Annotated in this window: 22 protein-coding genes; 9 read left to right on the top strand and 13 right to left on the bottom strand. The window is 70.4% G+C overall.

Features of this window, described 5'->3' with window-relative positions; genetic code table 11:
- The first annotated feature begins 41 nt into the window (after positions 1-41).
- From E3U26_RS11155 to E3U26_RS11145, 3 genes are all read left to right on the top strand, one after another.
- On the top strand, positions 42-632 hold the full coding sequence (locus E3U26_RS11155; RefSeq protein WP_499104861.1) for a hypothetical protein: 591 nt from the start codon (positions 42-44) through the stop codon (positions 630-632).
- A 120-nt stretch (positions 633-752) separates the two neighbouring features.
- Positions 753-1,163, top strand: coding sequence for an Hsp20 family protein (locus E3U26_RS11150; RefSeq protein ID WP_036751335.1), 411 nt, complete (start codon positions 753-755; stop codon positions 1,161-1,163).
- A 13-nt stretch (positions 1,164-1,176) separates the two neighbouring features.
- A complete protein-coding gene (locus E3U26_RS11145) occupies positions 1,177-1,404 on the top strand; it encodes a DUF1150 family protein (protein ID WP_036751337.1) in 228 nt (75 codons plus the stop codon).
- Between the two features lie 128 nt (positions 1,405-1,532).
- Here the strand turns inward: E3U26_RS11145 and E3U26_RS11140 are convergent, their stop codons facing one another.
- A complete protein-coding gene (locus E3U26_RS11140; RefSeq protein ID WP_499104859.1) occupies positions 1,533-2,321 on the bottom strand; it encodes a bifunctional sulfate adenylyltransferase/adenylylsulfate kinase in 789 nt (262 codons plus the stop codon).
- Positions 2,321-3,337 carry an NAD(P)/FAD-dependent oxidoreductase gene (trxB, locus tag E3U26_RS11135; RefSeq protein ID WP_499104858.1) on the bottom strand — a complete coding sequence of 339 codons (1,017 nt, stop codon included), beginning with the start codon at positions 3,335-3,337 and terminating at the stop codon, positions 2,321-2,323. Before trxB ends, E3U26_RS11140 begins: the two co-directional genes overlap by 1 nt.
- A gap of 163 nt (positions 3,338-3,500) precedes the next feature.
- Here trxB and E3U26_RS11130 point away from each other — a divergent pair, with 163 nt between their 5' ends.
- Complete coding sequence (locus E3U26_RS11130) at positions 3,501-4,001, top strand: Lrp/AsnC family transcriptional regulator (protein ID WP_114534829.1); 501 nt, start codon at positions 3,501-3,503, stop codon at positions 3,999-4,001.
- Positions 4,002-4,076: 75 nt separating this feature from the next.
- Here the strand turns inward: E3U26_RS11130 and E3U26_RS11125 are convergent, their stop codons facing one another.
- The 4 genes from E3U26_RS11125 to lgt form a co-directional block, all read right to left on the bottom strand.
- Complete coding sequence (locus E3U26_RS11125; protein ID WP_179921185.1) at positions 4,077-5,009, bottom strand: IS5 family transposase; 933 nt, start codon at positions 5,007-5,009, stop codon at positions 4,077-4,079.
- Positions 5,010-5,110: 101 nt separating this feature from the next.
- Positions 5,111-5,875 (bottom strand): peptidoglycan editing factor PgeF, encoded by a 765-nt coding sequence (gene pgeF, locus E3U26_RS11120; protein ID WP_214273221.1) that lies wholly within the window; start codon positions 5,873-5,875, stop codon positions 5,111-5,113.
- Positions 5,859-6,923, bottom strand: coding sequence for a class I SAM-dependent methyltransferase (locus E3U26_RS11115; protein ID WP_036751348.1), 1,065 nt, complete (start codon positions 6,921-6,923; stop codon positions 5,859-5,861). Before E3U26_RS11115 ends, pgeF begins: the two co-directional genes overlap by 17 nt.
- Positions 6,920-7,810 (bottom strand): prolipoprotein diacylglyceryl transferase, encoded by an 891-nt coding sequence (gene lgt / locus E3U26_RS11110; protein ID WP_499104857.1) that lies wholly within the window; start codon positions 7,808-7,810, stop codon positions 6,920-6,922. Before lgt ends, E3U26_RS11115 begins: the two co-directional genes overlap by 4 nt.
- 126 nt (positions 7,811-7,936) lie before the next feature.
- Here lgt and E3U26_RS11105 point away from each other — a divergent pair, with 126 nt between their 5' ends.
- Positions 7,937-8,230 carry an accessory factor UbiK family protein gene (locus E3U26_RS11105; protein WP_036751352.1) on the top strand — a complete coding sequence of 98 codons (294 nt, stop codon included), beginning with the start codon at positions 7,937-7,939 and terminating at the stop codon, positions 8,228-8,230.
- Here the strand turns inward: E3U26_RS11105 and E3U26_RS11100 are convergent.
- The gene (locus tag E3U26_RS11100; protein WP_499104855.1) at positions 8,221-8,526 is read right to left on the bottom strand and encodes a DUF6476 family protein; all 306 of its coding nucleotides are present in this window, start codon (positions 8,524-8,526) and stop codon (positions 8,221-8,223) included. The genes E3U26_RS11105 and E3U26_RS11100 overlap by 10 nt on opposite strands.
- Here E3U26_RS11100 and E3U26_RS11095 point away from each other — a divergent pair.
- The 3 genes from E3U26_RS11095 to E3U26_RS11085 all read left to right on the top strand — a co-directional run bounded on the left by E3U26_RS11095 (position 8,525) and on the right by E3U26_RS11085 (position 11,896).
- Entirely contained in the window at positions 8,525-9,550 is a 1,026-nt protein-coding gene (locus tag E3U26_RS11095) for an RluA family pseudouridine synthase (protein ID WP_499104854.1), read from the top strand. The two genes, E3U26_RS11100 and E3U26_RS11095, sit on opposite strands and share 2 nt — an antisense overlap.
- A 66-nt stretch (positions 9,551-9,616) precedes the next feature.
- Positions 9,617-10,522, top strand: a complete 906-nt coding sequence (gene rpoH / locus E3U26_RS11090) for an RNA polymerase sigma factor RpoH (RefSeq protein WP_036751355.1) — start codon at positions 9,617-9,619, stop codon at positions 10,520-10,522.
- 354 nt (positions 10,523-10,876) lie between these two features.
- Positions 10,877-11,896 (top strand): hypothetical protein, encoded by a 1,020-nt coding sequence (locus E3U26_RS11085; RefSeq protein WP_072460959.1) that lies wholly within the window; start codon positions 10,877-10,879, stop codon positions 11,894-11,896.
- A 7-nt stretch (positions 11,897-11,903) separates the two neighbouring features.
- Here E3U26_RS11085 and E3U26_RS11080 read toward each other — a convergent pair whose 3' ends face one another.
- The 6 genes from E3U26_RS11080 to E3U26_RS11055 form a co-directional block, all read right to left on the bottom strand.
- Positions 11,904-12,971 carry an SPOR domain-containing protein gene (locus E3U26_RS11080; RefSeq protein WP_499104853.1) on the bottom strand — a complete coding sequence of 356 codons (1,068 nt, stop codon included), beginning with the start codon at positions 12,969-12,971 and terminating at the stop codon, positions 11,904-11,906.
- A gap of 69 nt (positions 12,972-13,040) precedes the next feature.
- The gene (gene upp / locus E3U26_RS11075; RefSeq protein WP_036751358.1) at positions 13,041-13,676 is read right to left on the bottom strand and encodes a uracil phosphoribosyltransferase; all 636 of its coding nucleotides are present in this window, start codon (positions 13,674-13,676) and stop codon (positions 13,041-13,043) included.
- Positions 13,673-14,641, bottom strand: a complete 969-nt coding sequence (locus E3U26_RS11070; RefSeq protein ID WP_499104851.1) for an adenosine deaminase family protein — start codon at positions 14,639-14,641, stop codon at positions 13,673-13,675. Before E3U26_RS11070 ends, upp begins: the two co-directional genes overlap by 4 nt.
- Positions 14,638-15,822, bottom strand: coding sequence for a phosphopentomutase (locus E3U26_RS11065; protein WP_499104850.1), 1,185 nt, complete (start codon positions 15,820-15,822; stop codon positions 14,638-14,640). Before E3U26_RS11065 ends, E3U26_RS11070 begins: the two co-directional genes overlap by 4 nt.
- Positions 15,819-17,108, bottom strand: coding sequence for a thymidine phosphorylase (locus E3U26_RS11060; protein WP_499104849.1), 1,290 nt, complete (start codon positions 17,106-17,108; stop codon positions 15,819-15,821). The genes E3U26_RS11065 and E3U26_RS11060 overlap by 4 nt, the downstream gene beginning before the upstream one ends.
- The gene (locus E3U26_RS11055; RefSeq protein ID WP_499104848.1) at positions 17,105-17,500 is read right to left on the bottom strand and encodes a cytidine deaminase family protein; all 396 of its coding nucleotides are present in this window, start codon (positions 17,498-17,500) and stop codon (positions 17,105-17,107) included. The genes E3U26_RS11060 and E3U26_RS11055 overlap by 4 nt, the downstream gene beginning before the upstream one ends.
- A gap of 174 nt (positions 17,501-17,674) precedes the next feature.
- On the opposite strand from E3U26_RS11055, the gene E3U26_RS11050 reads away from it, so the two are divergent.
- Positions 17,675-19,954: an NADP-dependent malic enzyme gene (locus tag E3U26_RS11050; protein ID WP_499104846.1), complete on the top strand. Its 2,280-nt coding sequence runs from the start codon at positions 17,675-17,677 to the stop codon at positions 19,952-19,954.
- Positions 19,955-20,175 lie beyond the last annotated feature (221 nt).

Below are 20,175 nucleotides of genomic sequence, written 5' to 3'. Positions count from 1 at the left end.
CGGCCCGAAACTTGCAGCCGAACCCCATGCAGGAGAAGCCGATGCCCCGCACCGCCCCCCTCAGGCCCTGCACCCTTGCGCTTGCGCTGCTGCTGGCCCCGCTTGCCCCGGCCCATGCGCAAGCCGAGGGCGAGCAGATGCAGCTTTGCGTCAACTCCTGCCTCTATCACTTCGGCCCCGCCTCGAACCCGCGCTATCACGCCTGCGTGGCCGAGCAATGCGAGCAGGCGGCACCCAGCCGCCAGCCCGCCCAGCCACCCAGCCAGGGCGCGGGCTGGCGTAACGGCACGGCCGATGGCGGCAGGACGCATTACGCCCGCGTGCAATCCGGGCGGTTGGCGCTGAGCTACATGTGCCAGCGCGGCAGCGAGGGGCTGGTCGCCGTCGAGGGCATGGCCGGCTCGCCCGGCTCGCTGGTGCTGCGCATCGACGGGCGGCGGATGGCGCAGCCCTTTGCCGCAAGCGGCGGCATGCGCGCGACCCAGGCGGCGCGCGGCTCGGCGATGCTCGCGGGGCTGCTGGGCGGCAGCGGGGTCGAGCTTGCGGACGACCGCGGCCGCGGCAGCCTGCCGCTGGCAGGCTCGGGCCGGGCGATCCGGGCGGCGATGGCCGCCTGCGGCCTGCGGCCGTGACGCCGCGCGGCTGCGACGCGGCAAACCCTTGTTTCCGGCGGCCTCCGTCCACATATTGGTCTTGCCGGATCGCCGTTCCGGGGTCCGGCCGACAGTCGCTTTGATGCAAAGGGCTTGGGAATGACCAAGATCAGTCTGGCCGCTCATCCGTTCCTGCTGGGGTTCGACCAGTTGGAACGCCTGGCCGAACGGGCCGCCAAGGGCGCCGAGGGCTATCCGCCCTACAACATCGAACACCAGGGGCCGAACGGCTTTCGCATCACGCTGGCCGTGGCCGGCTTTTCCGAGGACGACCTGTCGATCACGCTCGAGGACCGCCAGCTGGTGGTTCGCGGCCGCCAGGCCGAGGCCGAGGAAGGCCGCGTCTTCCTGCACCGGGGCATCGCGGCCCGCGCCTTCCAGCGCAGCTTCGTGCTGGCGGACGGGGTCGAGGTGGTGTCGGCGGGGCTTGAAAACGGGCTTCTGAACATCGACCTGCGCCGCTCGGTGTCCGACAGCATCGTGCAGACCATACCGATCAGCCGCAAGTGAAAGGGGATCGCAAATGAACGAGAAATTCGATTTCGGCCCGGAAAGCGCGGGCAACATCGTCTACATCCGCCGCGTCGCGATGGACAGCCTGCCCGACGAGGTGCGCCGCCAGGTGCCCGGCGCCGATGCGCTTTACGCCGTGCATGGCGCGGATGGAGAGCGGCTGGCCCTGGTCAAGGATCGCAGCCTGGCCTTCCTGCTGGCCCGCCAGAACGAACTGACCCCGGTCAGCGTCCACTAAGCCGCAGGATGCCGATGCCGCCGCCGGGCAAGGCGGCGGCAATGGCGACATGCGCGCCGCCCGTGTGGCGGCCACCCACCCTTCCGATAGCATCAGGAAATGCCGATCCCGCCGCGCGGCAGGGGCCGTTATCGGCTGTGCGCCTGGCCGTCCCCGGCCTCGACCAGCTCCAGCCCGATCTCGTCCCGGTATTGCCGCAGCAGCGCCTGCGCGGCCGGATCGGCGGGCAGCAGCAGATGCGTCGCGCCATGGTTGCGCCGGACCAGCGCCTGCCACAGCGCCTCGCGCGGGCCGGCATGGCGCGGCTCGGCCCCGACCGTCAGCAATTCGGCGCCAAGCTCGCCGGCCAGCCGCGCCGCCGCGGCCGCATCGGCGGGATCGCAGGCCAGCACCCGCTCGCAGCCCTGCGCACGGAAACGCGCCCGCCAGGCGTTCGGCCCAGGATGGGCGTCGCCCGCACCTTCCAGCCCCGCACCTTCCAACCCCTTGACCGGCCCGCCCAGGCAGACCGGCCCGGCCGCGCCCGGCAGATCCGCGCCTTCGGCCCCGTTCGGGCTCCATTTGTCCGTAACCGACAGGATGGCCATGACCGCGCCGCCGGGACTGCGCAGGGCGATGTCCTCGCCCGGCTCGACCCTGGCCGCGAAATCCGCATCGACCTCCAGCGCCAGCGGCATGGGCCAGAGCGCGCCCGAGGCCAGCCGCATCCCCGCCAGCACCGAATCGTAATCCGCCTGGGTCAGAAAGCCCCGCAGCGGAAGGAAGCCGCCGCCGATCAGCAGGCCGAGGTCGGCCGATTGCCTGGGCGTCAGATCCCAGGCGGCCATGCGCGCCGCCTCGGCCCGCAGCTTCTGCCCGGCCTCGGGGCTGACCAGAAGCGCGCGGATCGGCTGGTGATGCGGCAAGGGCCCGGCCATCAGGCCGGGATCTCGGCCGCGTGCGGGTTCGGCTCGCCGGCCATGTCATGCTCGGCCAGGTAGCGCTCGGCGTCCAGCGCCGCCATGCAGCCCATGCCGGCGCTGGTCACCGCCTGGCGATAGACATGGTCGGTCAGGTCGCCGGCGGCAAAGACGCCGGGGATCGAGGTCCGGGTCGTGCCCGGCTCGACCTTGACATAGCCGCCGTGATGCAGATCCAGCTGGTCCTTGACCAGTTCCGAGGCCGGCGCATGGCCGATGGCGATGAAGACGCCGTCCGCCGGCACCACCTGCTCGGTCCCCTGCCGGACATGGCGCACCCTGACGCCGGTCACGCCGGGCGGCTGGCTCTCGCCCTGCACCTCGACCAGCTCGTGATCCCACAGCACGCTGACCTTGGGATTGCGGAACAGCCGGTCCTGCAGGATCTTTTCGGCCCGCAGGCTGTCGCGGCGATGGACCAGCGTCACCTTGCTGGCGAAATTGGTCAGGAACAGCGCCTCCTCGACCGCGGTATTGCCGCCGCCCACCACCACGACCTCGCGGCCGCGATAGAAGAAGCCGTCGCAGGTGGCGCAGGCCGAGACGCCGAAGCCCTTGAACTTCTCTTCGCTGGGCAGGCCCAGCCAGCGCGCCTGGGCGCCCGTGGCCAGGATCACCGCATCCGCGGTGATGCGCGCGCCCGAATCAAGTTCCGCCACGAAGGGCCGCCGGTCCAGGTCCAGCCGCGTCACCGTATCGACGAAGACGCGCGCGCCCATGGCGCGGGCATGCGCCTCCATCCTGACCATCAGGTCGGGGCCCTGGATCTCGGTCTCGCCGGGCCAGTTCTCGACCTCGGTGGTGATGGTCAGCTGGCCGCCCGGCTGCATGCCCTGGATCAGCACCGGCGAAAGCATCGCGCGCGCGGCATAGACGGCGGCGGTATAGCCGGCCGGTCCCGAGCCCACGATCAGCACGCGGCTGTGGGCGGGCAGGCTGGCATCGGCGGCGATCTCGGCGGGAACATGGGACATGGCAGGGAACCTCTCGCTTGGCGCAGCCTTAGCTAATCACCGCCGGCCCCGCATGCAATCCATAAGGCCCCTTCGCGCATCGGTGGAAAGAATGTTGCGCAATCCGGCCCCGCGGGATAGTTTCCGGCATGTTTTTTGCCCGCAAGGCAAACCAGGGGATGCGATGACCGCCGCCAGACTTGACGAAATCGACCGCAAAATTCTGGCAGAGTTGCAGGCCGACGGCCGCATGACCAATGTCGAGCTGGCCCGCCGCGTCGGCATTTCCGCCCCGCCCTGCCTGCGCCGCGTCCGCGCGCTGGAGGAGATGGGCTATATCCGCGGCTACCATGCCGACATCGACGCGCGCGAGCTGGGCTTCGAGGTGCAGGTCTTTGCCATGGTCCGGCTGATGAGCCAGTCCGAGCGCGACCTTTCCGCCTTCGAGGCGCTGGCCTGCGAATGGCCGCTGGTCCGCGAATGCCACATGCTGAACGGCGAGATCGACTTCATCCTGAAATGCGTCTCGCCCGACCTGACCAGCTTCCAGCGCTTCCTGACCGAGAAGCTGACGGCGGCGCCGAACGTGGCCTCGGTCAAGACCTCGCTGGTGATCCGCTGCGCCAAGGACGAGCCAGGCGTGCCCTTCAGCATCGTCGAGGAACGGGCGGCGGCGCTGGGGTGAGGGGGCTGACTAGTACGAACCGGCTCTGTTGCATAACTCAGGTGATGGGCGCGGTTACCCCCTCCCCGGACAGACTTATCCTACAGCTTCCGTGACCGGGATGCCGAGCGCGGTGTAGCCGTTCAGGACGGCGATGCGGATCTGGAACTCGGCGACCTGACGGTCGAAGTCCCTTGCCATGAGCCGCTGGCCCAGCAGTTTGACACAATGCATCTTCGTCTCGATGCGGCTCCGGCGGTGGTATCCACTCCATCGTCGCCACAGGGTGCGGCCGAGATACCTGGACGCCCGGAGGGCCTCGTTGCGCGCGACGGCTCCAGCGGTGATGGTCTTCCAGGTCTTCGCGTTCCTGCGCGGTGGGATGACGGCATGGGCTCCGCGATCTGCAATCGCATCGTGGCACTTGCGCGTGTCGTAGGCGCCATCTGCCGTGACGCTACCGATTTCCTGGTCCTCCGGGATCTGGTCGAGAAGGTCAGGTAGGATCGGCGCATCGCCGACGTTGCTCCCGGTGATCTCGACAGCCCGGATCTCTAGCGTTTCCTCGTCGATCCCAAGGTGGATCTTGCGCCAGACCCGCCGTTTGGGGCCACCATGCTTGCGAGCGTGCCACTCGCCTTCGCCCTCGACCTTGATTCCTGTGCTGTCGATCAGCAGGTGCAGCGGCCCTTTGGAGCCGCGATACGGGATGTTCACAGCCAAGGTCTTCTGGCGGCGGGACAGTGTGCTGAAGTCAGGCACCGTCCAGTCGAGGCCAACCAGACGCAGCAGGCTCTCGACGAACCCGGTCGTCTGCCGGAGCGCCATGCCGAATAGCACCTTCATCGTCAGGCAGCTCTGAATGGCAGTATCGCTGTAGGTCTGCTGGCGGCCACGCCTCCCCGTCGGCACGGCATCCCAGCTCATCTCGGGGTCGAACCAGATCGTCAGCGAGCCCCGGCGCTTGAGCGCTTCATTGTAGGCTGGCCAGTTTCTGGTCCTGTAGGTTGGCGGTGTGGGTCTGCTCATACATCACAGCTACCACCCTGGATTCACGATCTGAATCCCTGACGGGATTTGTGCAACAGAGCCGTTCCTCGCCATCATTTATCAAACACGCTCCCGTTGCCCTACAACGCAATCGCCGAGATCAGCCGGCCGTAATCCGCCTGGTTCTGATGCGTGCTGCGGCGATAGGAAAAGAAGCGGTCCGGGTCGGAATAGGTGCAATGCCGCGTCCATTCGGCCTCGGCCCCGGCCTCGCGCAGGCGCATCAGGCCGAACGAAGGCAGGTCGAACATCGGACGCCCGTTGGGCCCGCCGGCGAAGAAGCGGTGATAGCCGGGTTCCTCGGCCAGGAACTCATCCATGAAATCCTCGCCGACCTCATAGGCGCGCTGGCTGATCGTGGGGCCGATCACCGCGCGGATGCGGCTGGCGCCCAGATCGTTCATCGCGCCGACCGCCGCCTCGATCACGCCGGAAAGCGCCCCGCGCCAGCCGGCATGGACGGCGCCGATCACCCCCGCCTCGGGGTCGGCCAGCAGGATCGGCTGGCAATCGGCTGTCAGCACCGCCAGCGCCACGCCGGGCTGGTCGGTGACGATGCCGTCGGCGCGCATCCCGGCGACGGCGGCCGGGTCGTCGCCGGCGCGCAGCACCGCGATCTCGGCGGAATGGACCTGATGCACGGTGGCAAGCCCGGCGGGCGGCACGCCCATCGCCGCGGCCACGCGGGCGCGGTTGATGCTGACGATCTCGGCCTGGTCGCTGGAGCCGTAGCCGCAGTTCAGCCCCGAAAACAGCCCCGAGGAGGCGCCGCCGCGCCGGGTGAAGAAGCCATGCCGCACCGAGGCGAGCAGCGGATGGGTCAGGATCTCAAGCGTCGTCTGCATCGTCGTCCAGGGGCTCGAATCCGGCGGGGACGGGCGCATGGCGAGCCCATAAGGCCAGCACCTTGAACAAGTGTCCCATTTCATCGGGTGCGGTCAAGCGATGAAGCGCGGCCATCGCACCCGCATCGCCCAGACGCGCCAGGCGCTGCGCGCGCGCCTCGATCCCCAGCCGCTTCAGCCAGTCGCCCTGCGTCGCCATGCGCGAGACGCGCGCCCCCGCCCCGCGCGCCGCCGCGGCCAGGGGGGCGAAATCGACATGCGCGGTCAGGTCGGCCTCGCCCGGATTGGCCAGCGGATCTTCGGGCCGGTGGCGGCGCAGGGCCTGGAAGGTGTCGCCCTGCCCGTCCCAGCCGCCATAGTCGACAAGGATGGCGCAGCCGCCATGCGCGGCGATCCGCCCGGCGACCTGCGCGACGATCGGCAGGGCCTCGGGGCAGGTTTCGCGGATCACGCCCTGGGGCGCGGCAGGCAGCGCGGCATCGGCCGCCGGGACCAGCCCCATCTCCAACCCGCCCTGGGCATTCAGCGCCACCACCCGCTCGGCCCAGCCCTGCACGCCGCGCTGGAACTGGCGGATCGGCAGGGCGTCGAAGAACTCGTTCGCGACCAGGAACAGCGGCGCCTGCGGCAGCTGCGACACATCGTCCAGGTGGGCGATGTCGCCCAGCCTGTCGCGCTGCACCCGGCGCAGGTGCGGCGAGACCTCGACCAGCGCCACCCGTGCCGCCTCGGCCATGCCGGGCACGATGCGGATGGCGCGCAGGATGTCGGCCATCAGCGTGCCGCGCCCCGGCCCGATTTCCGCCAAGGTAAAAGGCGCGGGACGGCCCTGGTCCAGCCAGGCCTGCGCCAGCGCCAGGCCGATCATCTCGCCGAAGATCTGGCTGATCTCGGGCGCGGTGGTGAAATCGCCGCCCGCGCCGAAGGGGTCGCGGGTGGCGTAATAGCCATGCTGGGGATGGAGCAGGCAAAGCCGCATGTATTCGTCCAGGGCCATGGGCCCCGACAGCCGGATCTGCGCGGCGATCAGGCGTCCGAGCGGCGTCATGCCGCGCCTTGCGGCACCGCCGGCCGGGCGCGGGCGCGCGCCAGGAAGGCCAGCCCGACCAGCACCATCGGCAGCGACAGCAGCTGGCCCATGGTCACGCCCCAGACCGCCCCGCCCAGCACATGGCCCAGCGGATTGTCGGGGGTGATGAATTGCGCATCGGCCTGGCGGAAGAACTCGACGACGAAACGCGACAGGCCATAGCCGATCAGGAACAGCCCCAGCGCCTGCCCCGGCCGGCGCAGCCCCCCGGCCCGGACCAGCAGCAGAAGCAGGCCGGCCAGCAGCACGCCCTCCAGCCCGGCCTCGTAAAGCTGGCTCGGGTGGCGGGCGCAGGGGCCGGTGATGCCGGGGCAGTTCTGCGCCGCCTCGCCGGGAAAGACCACGCCCCAGGGCGCGTCGGTCGGCCGGCCCCACAGCTCGGCATTGATGAAATTCGCCACCCGGCCCAGGCCCAGGCCGATCGGCGTCGCCACCGACAGCGCATCGGCCAGCCGCAGCGCCGGGATGCCGTGGCGCCGGCAATACCACCAGGAAGCCAGCACCACGCCCAGGAAGCCGCCGTGAAAGGACATGCCGCCCTGCCAGATCACCGGGATCTGCCCCGGATTGGCCAGGTAATAGCCCGGCTCGTAGAACAGCACGAAGCCCAGCCGCCCGCCCAGCACCACGCCGACGATCACCCAGGTCAGCAATTCCTCGACCCGCTCGGGCGGCATGGGCGCCGCGTCGCCCCAAAGCCGCGGCCGCCGCATCAGCGCGACGATGATGCGCCAGCCGATCAGCAGCCCGGCCAGATAGGCCAGCGCATACCAGCGCAACGAGAATTCCATGCCGAAAAGATGGATGGTGAAGATCTCGGGCGAAATGTCGGGAAATGGGATCATGGGCTCCTCGTTTCGGCGCGGGCAGGCTACGCGGGGGCGGCCGGGTGTCAACCGGCGCTGTCAGGCAATTGAACAGCCGCGCCCCGAGCGCCATATAGGGGGTCTCGCTGAACCGAAAGGCCCGCCATGACCGCGAACAACCGCTTTCTCGACGATCTCTCGAAATTGATGACCAATGCCATGGGCGTGGCCCAGGGCGCCAAGGACGAGGCGCAGACCGCCTTCAACGGCTGGATCGACCGCTGGCTGGCCGAGCGCGATTTCGTCACCCGCGAGGAATTCGAGGCGGTGCGCGAAATGGCGATCAAGGCCCGGTCCGAGAATGCCGAGCTGCGCGCCCGCCTCGACGCGCTGGAAGGCAAGGGCGTGGCCTCGGTCAGTTCGACCGGCCCGCTCGGCACCGGCGAAGGTCAGGGCTGAACCGTTTCGCGCAGTCGGCCCTGCTTGTCGTAAAGCAGCACCTCGCCCGCCTCGGTCACCACCACCAGCCAGTCGCGGGCAAAGGTGACGGCGGCGGGCACCGCGCCCTCGGGCAGGGCGACCTGCTCGGGCAGTTCGGGCAGCGGCGGCTGCGACAGGCGCAGCCACAGCAGCGCCGCGATCACCAGCATGCCGATGCCCATCACCGCCGCCAGGGCCGTCACCAGGATGCGCAGCCAGCGCAGCATCGGCAACGCTTCCTCTGGTCCCGCATCCAGCCTATCATCCCGTGCCATGGCCGAAATCCTCATCATCATCCCCGAAGGACTGTCCGAGCGCCTTGATAAGGCGCTTGCCCTTGCCGCGCCAGAGCAGGCGGCGCTGTCGCGCTCGCGCCTGGCCCGGCTGATCGCCGAGGGTGCGGTCCGGGGGCCCTCGGGGCGGGTCACGGACGGCAAGGCGCGGGCCGAGACCGGCGACTACCTGGTCGAGATCGGCGCGCCCGAGCCCCTGGACGCGCAGCCCGAGCCGATCCCGCTGTCGATCGCCTATGAGGACGGCGACCTGATCGTGGTGGACAAGCCCGCCGGCATGGTGGTCCATCCCGCGCCCGGCGCGCCCAACGGCACGCTGGTCAATGCGCTGCTGGCCCATTGCGCGGGCAGCCTGTCGGGCATCGGCGGCGCGGCCCGGCCCGGCATCGTGCATCGCATCGACAAGGAGACCTCGGGCCTGCTGGTGGTGGCCAAGACCGACCGCGCGCACCAGGGGCTGGCGCGGCAATTCGCCGACCACACGGCGCGGCGGCGCTACCTGGCCGTCGCGCATGGCATGATCGACCCGGCCGATGCGCGGCTGCGCGGCCTGCCGGGCGTGGGGTTCGAACCGGGCGGCGTGCTGCGCATCGCCACGCTGATCGGCCGCCATCCCGGCGACCGGCAGCGCCAGGCGGTCAGCTTCCAGAACGGGCGCCATGCCGTGACCCGCGCCCGCGTGATCGAGACCTTCGGCACGCCCCCCGCCGCCATGCTGGTCGAATGCCGGCTGGAGACCGGGCGGACGCATCAAATCCGCGTGCATATGGCCCATGCGGGATTGGGCCTGGTCGGCGACCCGGTCTATGGTGGCAACAGGCGGGCCTCGGTCCGGGCGCTGGGGGCGGATGCCGCCGCGGCCGTCGCCGCCTTTCCCCGCCAGGCCCTGCACGCGGCCGAGCTGGGCTTCGACCACCCGGTCAGCGGCCAGGCGCTGACCTTTGCCAGCCCGCTGCCGCCCGACATGGCCGGCTTGCTGGCGACCTTGCGCCGGGCACCGGGCTGACGGAACCCGGAGCGCGCCGGCAGCGTTCACAATTACCCGCCCAAGCGCGGGACAGGGAATTTTCAGATGGCGAACTACACCAACCTTCCGGCACCCAGCCCCGAACAGGGCCTGAACCGCTATTTGCAGGAGATCCGCAAGTTTCCCCTGCTGGAACCGGAAGAGGAATACATGCTGGCCAAGGCCTGGGTCGACCATCAGGACGCCGAGGCCGCGCAGAAGCTGGTGACGAGCCACCTGCGGCTCGCCGCCAAGATCGCCATGGGCTATCGCGGCTATGGCCTGCCGCAGGCCGAGGTCATCTCCGAGGCGAACGTGGGCCTGATGCAGGCGGTCAAGCGCTTCGACCCGGAAAAGGGCTTTCGCCTGGCCACCTATGCGATGTGGTGGATCCGCGCCTCGATCCAGGAATACATCCTGCGGTCCTGGTCGCTGGTCAAGATGGGCACCACCTCGGCGCAGAAGAAGCTGTTCTTCAACCTGCGCAAGGCCAAGTCGCGGCTGGGCGCGCTGGAGGAAGGCGACCTGCGCCCCGAAAACGTCGCCCAGATCGCCCATGACCTGAACGTGACCGAGCAGGAGGTCATCGACATGAACCGCCGGCTTTCGGGGGGCGACGCCTCGCTGAACGCCACGGTCGGGTCCGGCGACGGCGAATCGACCGCGCAATGGCAGGACTGGCTGGAGGACGAGGACGCCGACCAGGCCCAGGCCTTTGCCGAGGCCGACGAGCTTTCGGCGCGGCGCGAGATGCTGCTTGCCGCCATGGACGTGCTGAACGACCGCGAAAAGGACATCCTGATGGAGCGCCGGCTGCGCGACGACCCGATGACGCTCGAGGATCTTTCGACGCGCTACGAGGTCTCGCGCGAGCGGATCCGCCAGATCGAGGTCCGCGCCTTCGAGAAGCTGCAGAACCGCATCCGCGAGCTGGCCCGCGAGCGCGGCATGACCGTGCCCGAAACCGCCTGACCCGGCCTTGGCGCCGGCCGGCCCGCTCCCTTCCCCCGCAGCCGCTGGCGACCCCTTGCGCAAAGGCCGCGCAGGGGATTCGGCGCCGTGCGCTCTCTTGCCGGCGCCCGCCTTCCCGGCCGAAGGCGCCCGAAGGCCGCGGGGCGGCGGGCAGGACGGGCCCGCGGACCCGTCCCGGCCGGGCGCGCGCGGCCTGGGGCTGGCCATGTCCGCGCAGGCCGGTCGGTTTTCCGGCGCGACGCCCCTTGCAAGCCGTGGCCCCGGCGGGGAAATTATCGTGACAGCGGGCAGAGTTGACCGCCGCCCGGCTTGGCTTATGGTCAGGACAGGACAGCAAGGGCCGATGGCGCGCAAATGACGGCGCTGAACCAATATCAAAGGCTGGAAGCCGCAGGAATCTGGCGCGAATCGCCCAGATCGCAGCTGCGCGACGTCATCGTTTCCTTCGGGGATGCGACCTTGGTGCTGACCGATCCGCGTTCCGAGGTGCCGCTGGCGCATTGGTCGCTGCCCGCCGTCACCCGGCTCAACCCCGGCAAGCTGCCGGCGCGCTATGCGCCCGGTGGCCTCGATGCCGGCGAAGAGCTGGAGATCGACGACGAGCTGATGATCTCGGCCATTTCCAAGGTGCATCAGGTGATCGAGGCCAGCAAGCCGCATCCCGGCCGGCTGCGCGGCGGGCTGATGCTGAGCGCGGCCGGGGTCATGGCGCTGCTGGCGGTGTTCTGGGTGCCGCCGGCGCTGGTGCGCCACGCCGCCGACATCGCCCCCCCGGCGCAGCGGGCCGAGATCGGGCGCATTGTGCTGGCCGAGATCGCCAAGACCACCGGCAGCCCCTGTTCGCGCCCCGCGGGCGACATGGTGCGCCAGAAGCTGGCGATGCGGCTGATCGGCCCGGATGCGCAGATCGTCGTGGTGCCGGCCAGCCTGCGCGGCGCCCTTCGCCTGCCCGGCCCGATCACCGTCATCGGCGAAGACCTGATCGCGGGCCAGGTGACGCCCGAGGTCGCGGCCGGCCATATCCTGGCCGCCCAGGCGGCGGCGGTCCGCGACGACCCGCTGCTGGCGGCGCTGCGCCATGCCGGGCCGCGCGCCACCTTTCACCTGCTGACCGCCGGGACGCTGCCGGCGAAATCGCTGTCGGGCTATGGCGAGAAACTGCTGGCCGGCCCCCTGCCCCGCCCCGAGGACGAGCCGCTGCTGGCCTATTTCACCCGCGCCGGCATCTCGAGCGAGCCTTATGCCCGCTCGCTCGACCCGACCGGGGAAGCGGTGCTGGGCCTGATCGAGGCCGATCCCTTTCGCACGGCCGAGCCGCGCCCCGTGCTTGCCGACCGCGAATGGATCGCGCTGCAGGAAATCTGCGACCAGTGACCCGCGGTCAGCGGGGAAAGGCATCGGGGAACCCGCCCTTGCGGATGGCGTCGAGCGCCCGGACGATGCTTTCCCGGTCCGGGAAGGGGCCGGCGACAAGGAACTGCACCTCGCGCCCGCCGGTCTGGTCCTTGCCGCGCAGCAACGGATAGCCCATCTGCGCGATGCGCGCGGTCGCGCGTTCGGCATTGCGCGGATCTGCAAAGGTGCCGACTTGGACATAGCGCGCCCCGGCGGGGATCATCCCGACCGCGGGCGGCGCGGCAGGGGATGCCGGCGCCTTGCCGCGCGACGCCTCGGGCGCCTTGGCCACGGGTGCGGATACGGGTGCAGGCTTGGCGGGAGCCGGCTTTTGCGCCGCCGGCCTTGCGGCAGGAGGCGGCACCGGCCGGGCCGTTTCGACGGCGGTTCCGGCGGCGGTTTCGCTGGCGGGCGAGGCAGTCGGCCCGCCTCCCGCCCCGCTACCCACCGGGCGCATGAAGCTGAGCCGCGACAGTTCGGACTTCGGCATCCCCGCGCAATAGCCCTGCGTCGGATCGTCCAGCCCGGCCGCGCCCGGCCCGTCGTCATAGCCCAGCAGCTCGCACAGCCGCCGGTTCGGATGCAGGGCGGCGCCCATGCCCTGGTGCAGCGCCGGCGCCGCAGCCAGCGCCGCCCGCAGCGCATCGGCCGGGGCGGGGGAGTGCGGCTCGGGGCCCAGATCCGGCAGGTGCTCCATCGGCCGCGGATCGCTGGCCAGTTCGCCGGGGCGCAGGTTGGTGACGACTTGCTGCGACAGCGCCTCTTCCAGCAGTTCGGCCCGGCTGCGCCCGGCCGCCGGGGCGAGCGCCCGCAGCTTCGGCTCGCCCTGGGCGCCGCGGGCGGAAAGCGTCGGCGGATAGCCGCAGATCGGCGTGCCGTCGCACGCCAGCCGCGCGGCCCAGCCGCCCAGGTCGTCGCGCAGGAAGACGCAGCCGCGGCTGTCGATATATTGCCGCGCCGGGAAATCCGCCGGCGGCTCTTCGGCCGGGCGCGGCGATTGCGCCAGCGCAAGCCCCGGCAGCAGCGCCAGCATCAGCCACAGAATTGCCCGCATGGCCCCATCCTCGAATCACCCATGACCCGGTGATAGGCCGAAAGCCCTGAAGGCCCGGTTAACGCGGCCTCATTTCGTGCCGAACATGCGGTCGCCGGCATCACCCAGGCCGGGCACGATATAGCCGTGTTCGTCCAGTCGCTCGTCCAGCGCCGCGGTCACGATCGGCACGTCGGGATGGGCCTCGCGCATCCGCGCCACCCCCTCGGGCGAGGCGAGCAGGCACAGGAAGCGCAGGTTGCGCGCGCCCGCCGCCTTGAGCAGGTCGATGGCCGCGACCGAGGAATTGCCCGTCGCCAGCATCGGATCGACGACGATGGTCATGCGTGCGTCCAGCGCGCTGGGAACCTTGGAATAATACTGCACGGGCTGCAAAGTCTCGGGGTCGCGGTAAAGCCCGATGAAGCCCACGCGCGCGGCCGGAATCAGCTCAAGGATGCCGTCGAGCAGCCCATTCCCGGCCCGCAGGATCGAGATCAGCGCCAGTTTCTTGCCTTCCAGCGTCGGCGCCTGCATCTCGCAAAGCGGGGTCTCGATGCGGATGGTGGTCATCTCCAGCTCGCGCGTGACCTCATAGGCCAGAAGCAGGCTGATCTCGCGCAGCAGGCGGCGGAAACCGGCGGTCGAGGTGGTTCTGTCGCGCATGAGCGTCAGCTTGTGCTGCACCAGCGGGTGATCGACGACGGTCAGATGCGCTTGGGTCATGTCAGTTCCTTTCGCAGGCGGGTTCGAGTGGTCTGGTCGCAGAAAGCCGCGTCGACGGCCCAGAGGTTCATCTGGCGGAACTCGGCCTCGGCCCAGCCGAAGGCATCGGCAAGCCGCTGATATTCCTGCGACAGCGTGGTGTGGAAGAACGGCGGATCGTCGGTCGAGACGGTGACGCGCACGCCCGCGTCGGCAAGCCGGGCGATGGGATGGGCGGCCCAGTCCCGCACCAGCCCCAGCGCGACGTTCGAGCCGGGGCAGACCTCCAGCGTGATCCCACGTTCGGCCAGGTCGCGCAGCAGCGCCGCGTCCTCGACGGCGCGGATGCCGTGGCCGATGCGGGTGACGCCCAGGGCCAGCGCATCGCGGATGGATTGCGGCCCGCGCCATTCGCCGGCATGGGCAGTCAGGCCCAGCCCGGCCTCGCGCGCGCAATCGAAGGCCCAGGCGAAATCGCCAAGCTCGCCCACGTCCTCGGCCCCGGCGATGCCGAGGCCCGCGACCCAGCCGCCCGAGGTCTCGGCGGCGCAGATCGCGGTCTTGCGGGCGCGCTCGGGGCCGAAATGGCGGATGCAGGTCAGCACGGCGCGGCTGGCGATGCCGTCGCGCTCGGCCTGGGCCGCGGCCTCCTCCATGGCGGCCAGGTAATCGCGCCAGGCCGGCAGGTCGGCACCGCCGCAGAACTCGGGCGAGACGAATAGCTCGACATAGATCGCGCCCTCTTCGGCGCATTCCGCCAGCACCTCGGACAGCAGCCGGGCATAGTCCCGCGGCGTCGCCAGGACCGAGGTCGCGGCTTCATAGACGCGCAGGAAATCCCTGAAATCGCGATACGCATAGGCGCCGCGCTCATCGAAGATGCCGGCGATGTCGCGGTGCTTTTCGGCCGCAAGCGCGCGGATGAAGCCGGGGGGCGCCGCGCCCTCCAGATGCAGGTGCAGCTCGATCTTCTTCAGCGACTTCACAGGAACGACCTCCCCGGCCCGACCGGCGGCAGGCCCAGATGCGCGGCGACCGAGGCGGCGATATCGGCGAAACCCACCTGGCCGATTTCGCGCACGCCACAACCCCAGCCCAGCACCGGCACGCGCTCGCGGGTGTGGTCGGTGCCGTGCCAGGTCGGGTCGTTGCCGTGGTCGGCGGTAAAGATCGCCAGATCCCCCGGCCGCAGCCGCGCCATCAGCGCGCCGGCCACCCCGTCGAACCATTCCAGCGCCGCCGCATAGCCCGCCACGTCGCGGCGATGGCCATAAAGGCTGTCGAACTCGACGAAATTGGCGAAGGTCAGGCTGCCCGGTTCGGCCTGATCCGCCAAGGCCAGCAGATGGCCGGCCAGGTCGGCGTCCGACCGGCCCTTATGCAGGGCCGAGATGCCGCGATGCGAGAAGATGTCGCCGATCTTGCCCACCGCATGGGTCGCCCGCCCCGCCTCCTGCGCCACGTCCAGCAGCGTCGGGCCCGGCGGGGCGATGGCATAGTCGCGGCGGTTCGGGGTGCGGGCGAAACTGCCCTCGGCGCCCAGGAAGGGCCGGGCGATGACCCGGCCCACGCGCATCGGATGGACCATGGCGGCCACATCCTGACAAAGCCGATAGAGCCGGTCGAGGCCGAAGGCGTCCTCATGCGCGGCAATCTGCAACACGCTGTCGGCCGAGGTATAGCAGATCGGCCAGCCGCTGCGCAGATGCTCGGCCCCCAGCCGGGCGATGATCTCGGTCCCCGAGGCATGTTCGTTGCCCAGGATGCCCCCGGTTCCCGCGGCCTGGGCGATGCGCTGGGCCAGATCGGCCGGAAAGGCCGGGCGGGCGTCGGGGAAATAATGCCAGTCCCAGGGCACCGGCACGCCCGCGATCTCCCAATGGCCCGAGGGGGTGTCCTTGCCGCGCGAAACCTCGGTCGCCGTACCCCACAGCCCCTGCGGCCGGGCGCCGAGGCCCGGTGCCGCCTCGCCGCTGGCCAGCCGGATCGCGGCGCCAAGGCCAAGCGCGTCCAGATGCGGCATGGTAAGCGGCCGCGCCTGGGCGATATGGGCCAGCGTGTTCGCGCCGGTATCGGGCAGGCCGTCGTTGAAATAGGCGCCCGCGTCGGGCGCGCCGCCGATGCCGACCGAATCCATCACGATCAGGAAGGCGCGTCTGTCGGTCATGTTACCTCGCTGCGGATCAACGGCCCCGGCTCCGGGCCATCGCCCAGCAGATAGGCGGCCGCGACGGTAGCGGCCGCCGCATCGGCCGCCGCCTCCGAGGCGGCATGGACCAGCGCCAGCGGCCGCCCCTCGCCCGCCTCTTCGCCGATGCGCAGCATCTGCGCAAGCCCCACGCGCGGGTCGATCCGGTCGCGGGCATGCAGCCGCCCGCCGCCAAGCGCGACCACGGCATGACCCAGCGCCTCGGTGTCGATGGCGGCGACGCGGCCATGGCCGGGCACGGCGCGGATCACCGGCGCGGACGGCAGGTGGCGGTCGGGATGCTCCAGCAGGTCGGCCGGCCCGCCCTGCGCCGCGACCATGCGGGCGAAACGCTCGGCCGCGGCGCCGCTTTCCAGCGCCTGCGAAGCCCCCGTCAGCCCGACCAGCTCCAGGCAGGCCGAGGAGAGCGCCAGCGACAGGTCGCGCAGCGCACCCTGCCCGCCGGTCAGCACGGCGATGGCCTCGCGCAGTTCCAGCGCATTGCCGGCGGCGCGGGCCAGGGGCTGGTCCATGTCGGTGACATAGGCGCGGGTGCGGCAGCCGGCGCCGGTCGCGGTATCGACCAGCGCGCGCGCCAGGGCCAGCGCGGCATCGGGGCCGCGCAGAAAGGCGCCGCTGCCCTGCTTGACGTCCAGCACCAGCGCATCAAGCCCCGCCGCCAGCTTCTTGGACAGGATCGAGGCGGTGATCAGGTCGATCGAGCCCACCGTCGCGCTTTCGTCGCGGATCGCGTAAAGCCGCGCATCGGCCGGCGCAAGCTCGCGCCCCGCCGCGACGATGGCGCAGCCGACCTGCCCGGTGACGCGGCGGAACTCGGCCTCGGGCAGCGCGGTGCGGAAACCGGGGATCGCCTCGAGCTTGTCCAGCGTGCCGCCGGTATGGCCCAGCCCGCGCCCCGAGATCATCGGCACATAGGCGCCGCAACAGGCCACCAGCGGCGCAAGGACCAGGCTGACCGTATCGCCGATGCCGCCGGTCGAATGCTTGTCCACCACCGGCCCCGGCAGATCCCAGGTCAAGACGTCGCCGGAATCGCGCATGGCGCGGGTCAGCGCTACCCGGCCCGCCTCGTCCAGACCGCGCAGCAGCACCGCCATGGCAAAGGCCGCGGCCTGCGCGTCGCTGACCGAGCCGTCGGCCAGGCCGCGCGCGATCAGCGCGGCCCCCGCCGCGTCCAGCCCGCGCCCGTCGCGCACGGCGGCGATCACCGGACGCGGATCGGGGCGGGGATCGGCAGGGCTCATTCGGTGCCCGACATGTGGCTGATGCCGAAACGGCCGGGCAGCAGCTCGGCGATGGTGGTGGCCAGTTCGTCGCCGCGGGTCGTGGCCAGCAGCACCGGCGTCTCGGGGCGGCCGAACTCGGCCAGCTTCTGCCGGCAGCCGCCGCAGGGCGGCACCGGGCCTTGCGAGTCGGCGATGACGGCGACCTCGACGATCTCGGTCTCGCCCGCGGCGACCATGGCGGCGATGGCGCCTGCCTCGGCGCAGGTGCCCTCGGGATAGGCCACGTTCTCGACGTTGCAGCCGGCATAGATCCGCCCCGAGGCGCCGCGCACCGCCGCCCCGACCTTGAAGTTGGAATAGGGCGCATAGGCCCTTTCGCGCACCTCGCGCGCCGCATCCAGAAGCGCCATAGCCCCCACCTTTCGCCTAGCCCGTCCGACCGGATCAGGAGTTTGCGCGCGCGCCCCGCACGATGCAAGAGCGGCGCAAGAGCGGCGCATCCCCGCCCGCTTCCGCGATGCCCCCTGTTCCCCGGCGAAAAAATAGTTTAACGCTGAACCATCTTGAGAGGAGAGGGTCTGGCGATGGAAGAACGCAGGCAGGACAACGCCCGGCAGGCGGCACTGGATTATCACGAGTATCCGCGCCCCGGTAAGCTCGAGGTCCGGGCGACCAAGCCCCTTGCCAACGGCCGCGACCTGAGCCGCGCCTATTCGCCCGGCGTGGCAGAAGCCTGCCTGGAGATCAAGGCCGACCCCGCCACGGCCGCCCGCTATACCGCGCGCGGCAACCTTGTCGCCGTGGTCTCGAACGGCACCGCCGTGCTGGGACTGGGCAATATCGGCGCGCTGGCCTCGAAGCCGGTGATGGAGGGCAAGGCGGTCCTGTTCAAGAAATTCGCCAATATCGACTGCTTCGACCTGGAGCTGAACGAGCCCGACCCCGAGAAGCTGGCCGAGATCGTCTGCGCGCTGGAGCCCACCTTCGGCGCCATCAACCTGGAAGACATCAAGGCCCCCGACTGCTTCATCGTCGAGAAGCTGTGCCGCGAGCGGATGAACATCCCGGTCTTCCACGACGACCAGCACGGCACCGCCATCGTCGTCGGCGCCGCCGCGACCAACGCCCTGCACATCGCCCACAAGCGTTTCGAGGACATCAAGGTGGTCTCGACCGGCGGCGGCGCGGCCGGCATCGCCTGCCTCAACATGCTGCTGAAGCTGGGCGTCAAACGCGAGAACGTCTGGCTTTGCGACATCGCCGGCCTGGTCCATGAGGGCCGGACCGAAGAGATGACGCCGCAAAAGGCGGAATATGCGCAAAAGACCGACCTGCGCACACTGGACCAGGTGATCGAGGGCGCGGACCTGTTCCTGGGCCTGTCCGGCCCCGGCGTGCTGAAGCCCGAGATGGTGGCCCGGATGGCCAAGCGGCCGATCATCTTTGCGCTGGCCAACCCCACGCCCGAAATCCTGCCCGAGGATGCCCGTGCCGTCGCCCCCGACGCGATCATCGCCACCGGGCGCAGCGACTATCCGAACCAGGTCAACAACGTCCTGTGCTTTCCCTTCATCTTCCGCGGCGCGCTGGACGTGGGCGCGACCACGATCAACGACGAGATGCAGCTGGCCTGCATCGAGGGCATCGCCGCGCTGGCCCGCGCCACCACCAGCGCCGAGGCGGCGATGGCCTATCGCGGCGAGAAGCTGAGCTTCGGTGCGGATTACCTGATCCCCAAGCCCTTCGACCCGCGGCTGATCGGCGTCGTCTCCACCGCCGTCGCCCGCGCCGCGATGGAGACCGGCGTCGCCACCCGGCCGCTGGAGGACGTCGCCGCCTACAAGCGCAAGCTGGACGGCTCGGTCTTCCGCTCGGCGCTGATCATGCGCCCGGTCTTCGAGGCCGCCGCCACCGCCAAGCGCCGCATCGTCTTTGCCGAGGGCGAGGACGAGCGGGTGCTGCGCGCGGCAAACGCCATGCTCGAGGAAACCACCGACGCACCGATCCTGATCGGCCGCCCCGAGGTGATCGAGATGCGCGCCGAACGCGCCGGCCTGCCGATCCGCCCCGGCCGCGACTTCGAGATCGTGAACCCGGAAAACGACCCACGCTATCGCGACTACTGGGGCACCTATCACGAGCTGATGGCCCGGCGCGGCGTGACGCCGGACATCGCCCGCGCCATCATGCGCACCAACACCACCGCCATCGGCGCCGTCATGGTGCATCGGGGCGAGGCCGACAGTCTGATCTGCGGCACCTTCGGCCAATACAGCTGGCACCTGAACTATATCACCCAGATCCTGGCCCGCGACGGGCTGCGCCCGCATGGCGCGCTGTCGTTGATGATCCTCGAGGACGGGCCGCTGTTCATCGCCGACACCCAGGTCAACCACGCCCCCACCCCCGAACAGGTGGCCGAGGCCGCCATCGGCGCCGCCCGCCATGTCCGCCGCTTCGGCGTGACGCCCAAGGTCGCGCTGTGCAGCCATTCGCAATTCGGCAACCTCGACACCGAGTCGGGGCGCAAGATGCGCGCCGCGCTGGCGATCCTCGAGGCGCGCGGCGTCGACTTCATCTTCGACGGCGAGATGCATGTCGATTCCGCGCTCGACCCCGTAATCCGCGAGCGCCTGCTGCCGCATTCGCGCATCGAGGGGGCGGCGAACGCGCTGGTGTTCTCGGGCACCGACTCGGCCTCGGGGGTGCGCAACGCGCTCAAGCTCAAGGCCAACGGGCTGGAGGTCGGGCCGATCCTGATGGGCATGGGCAACCGCGCCCATATCGTCACCCCCTCGATCACCACCCGCGGGCTGCTGAACATGAGCGCCATCGCCGGCACCCCGGTCGATCATTATCGCTAGGCGCAGGCGGGCGGGGGCGCGGTGATTCTGCCGCCGCCCCGCCCGGCCGGCCGGTTTTTGCAAAACGGCGCGGGTTTTTCAGCGCGCAGCAAAGTCCCACGCCCTTTGCAAACTATTTCACGCAGCGGCGCGGCATTCTGCAAAACTTTCCGTCGCACCCCGCGACTGTGGGCGATAACATCCTTGCGCCTTGGCCTCGGGCGCGCATAACTCCGGCCCAT

Source organism: Paracoccus ferrooxidans, assembly GCF_029909815.1.
GTDB classification, from domain to species: domain Bacteria; phylum Pseudomonadota; class Alphaproteobacteria; order Rhodobacterales; family Rhodobacteraceae; genus Paracoccus; species Paracoccus versutus.
The sequence above is the reverse complement of the archived record's forward strand: the minus strand, read 5'-3'. Positions and strand labels throughout refer to the sequence as shown.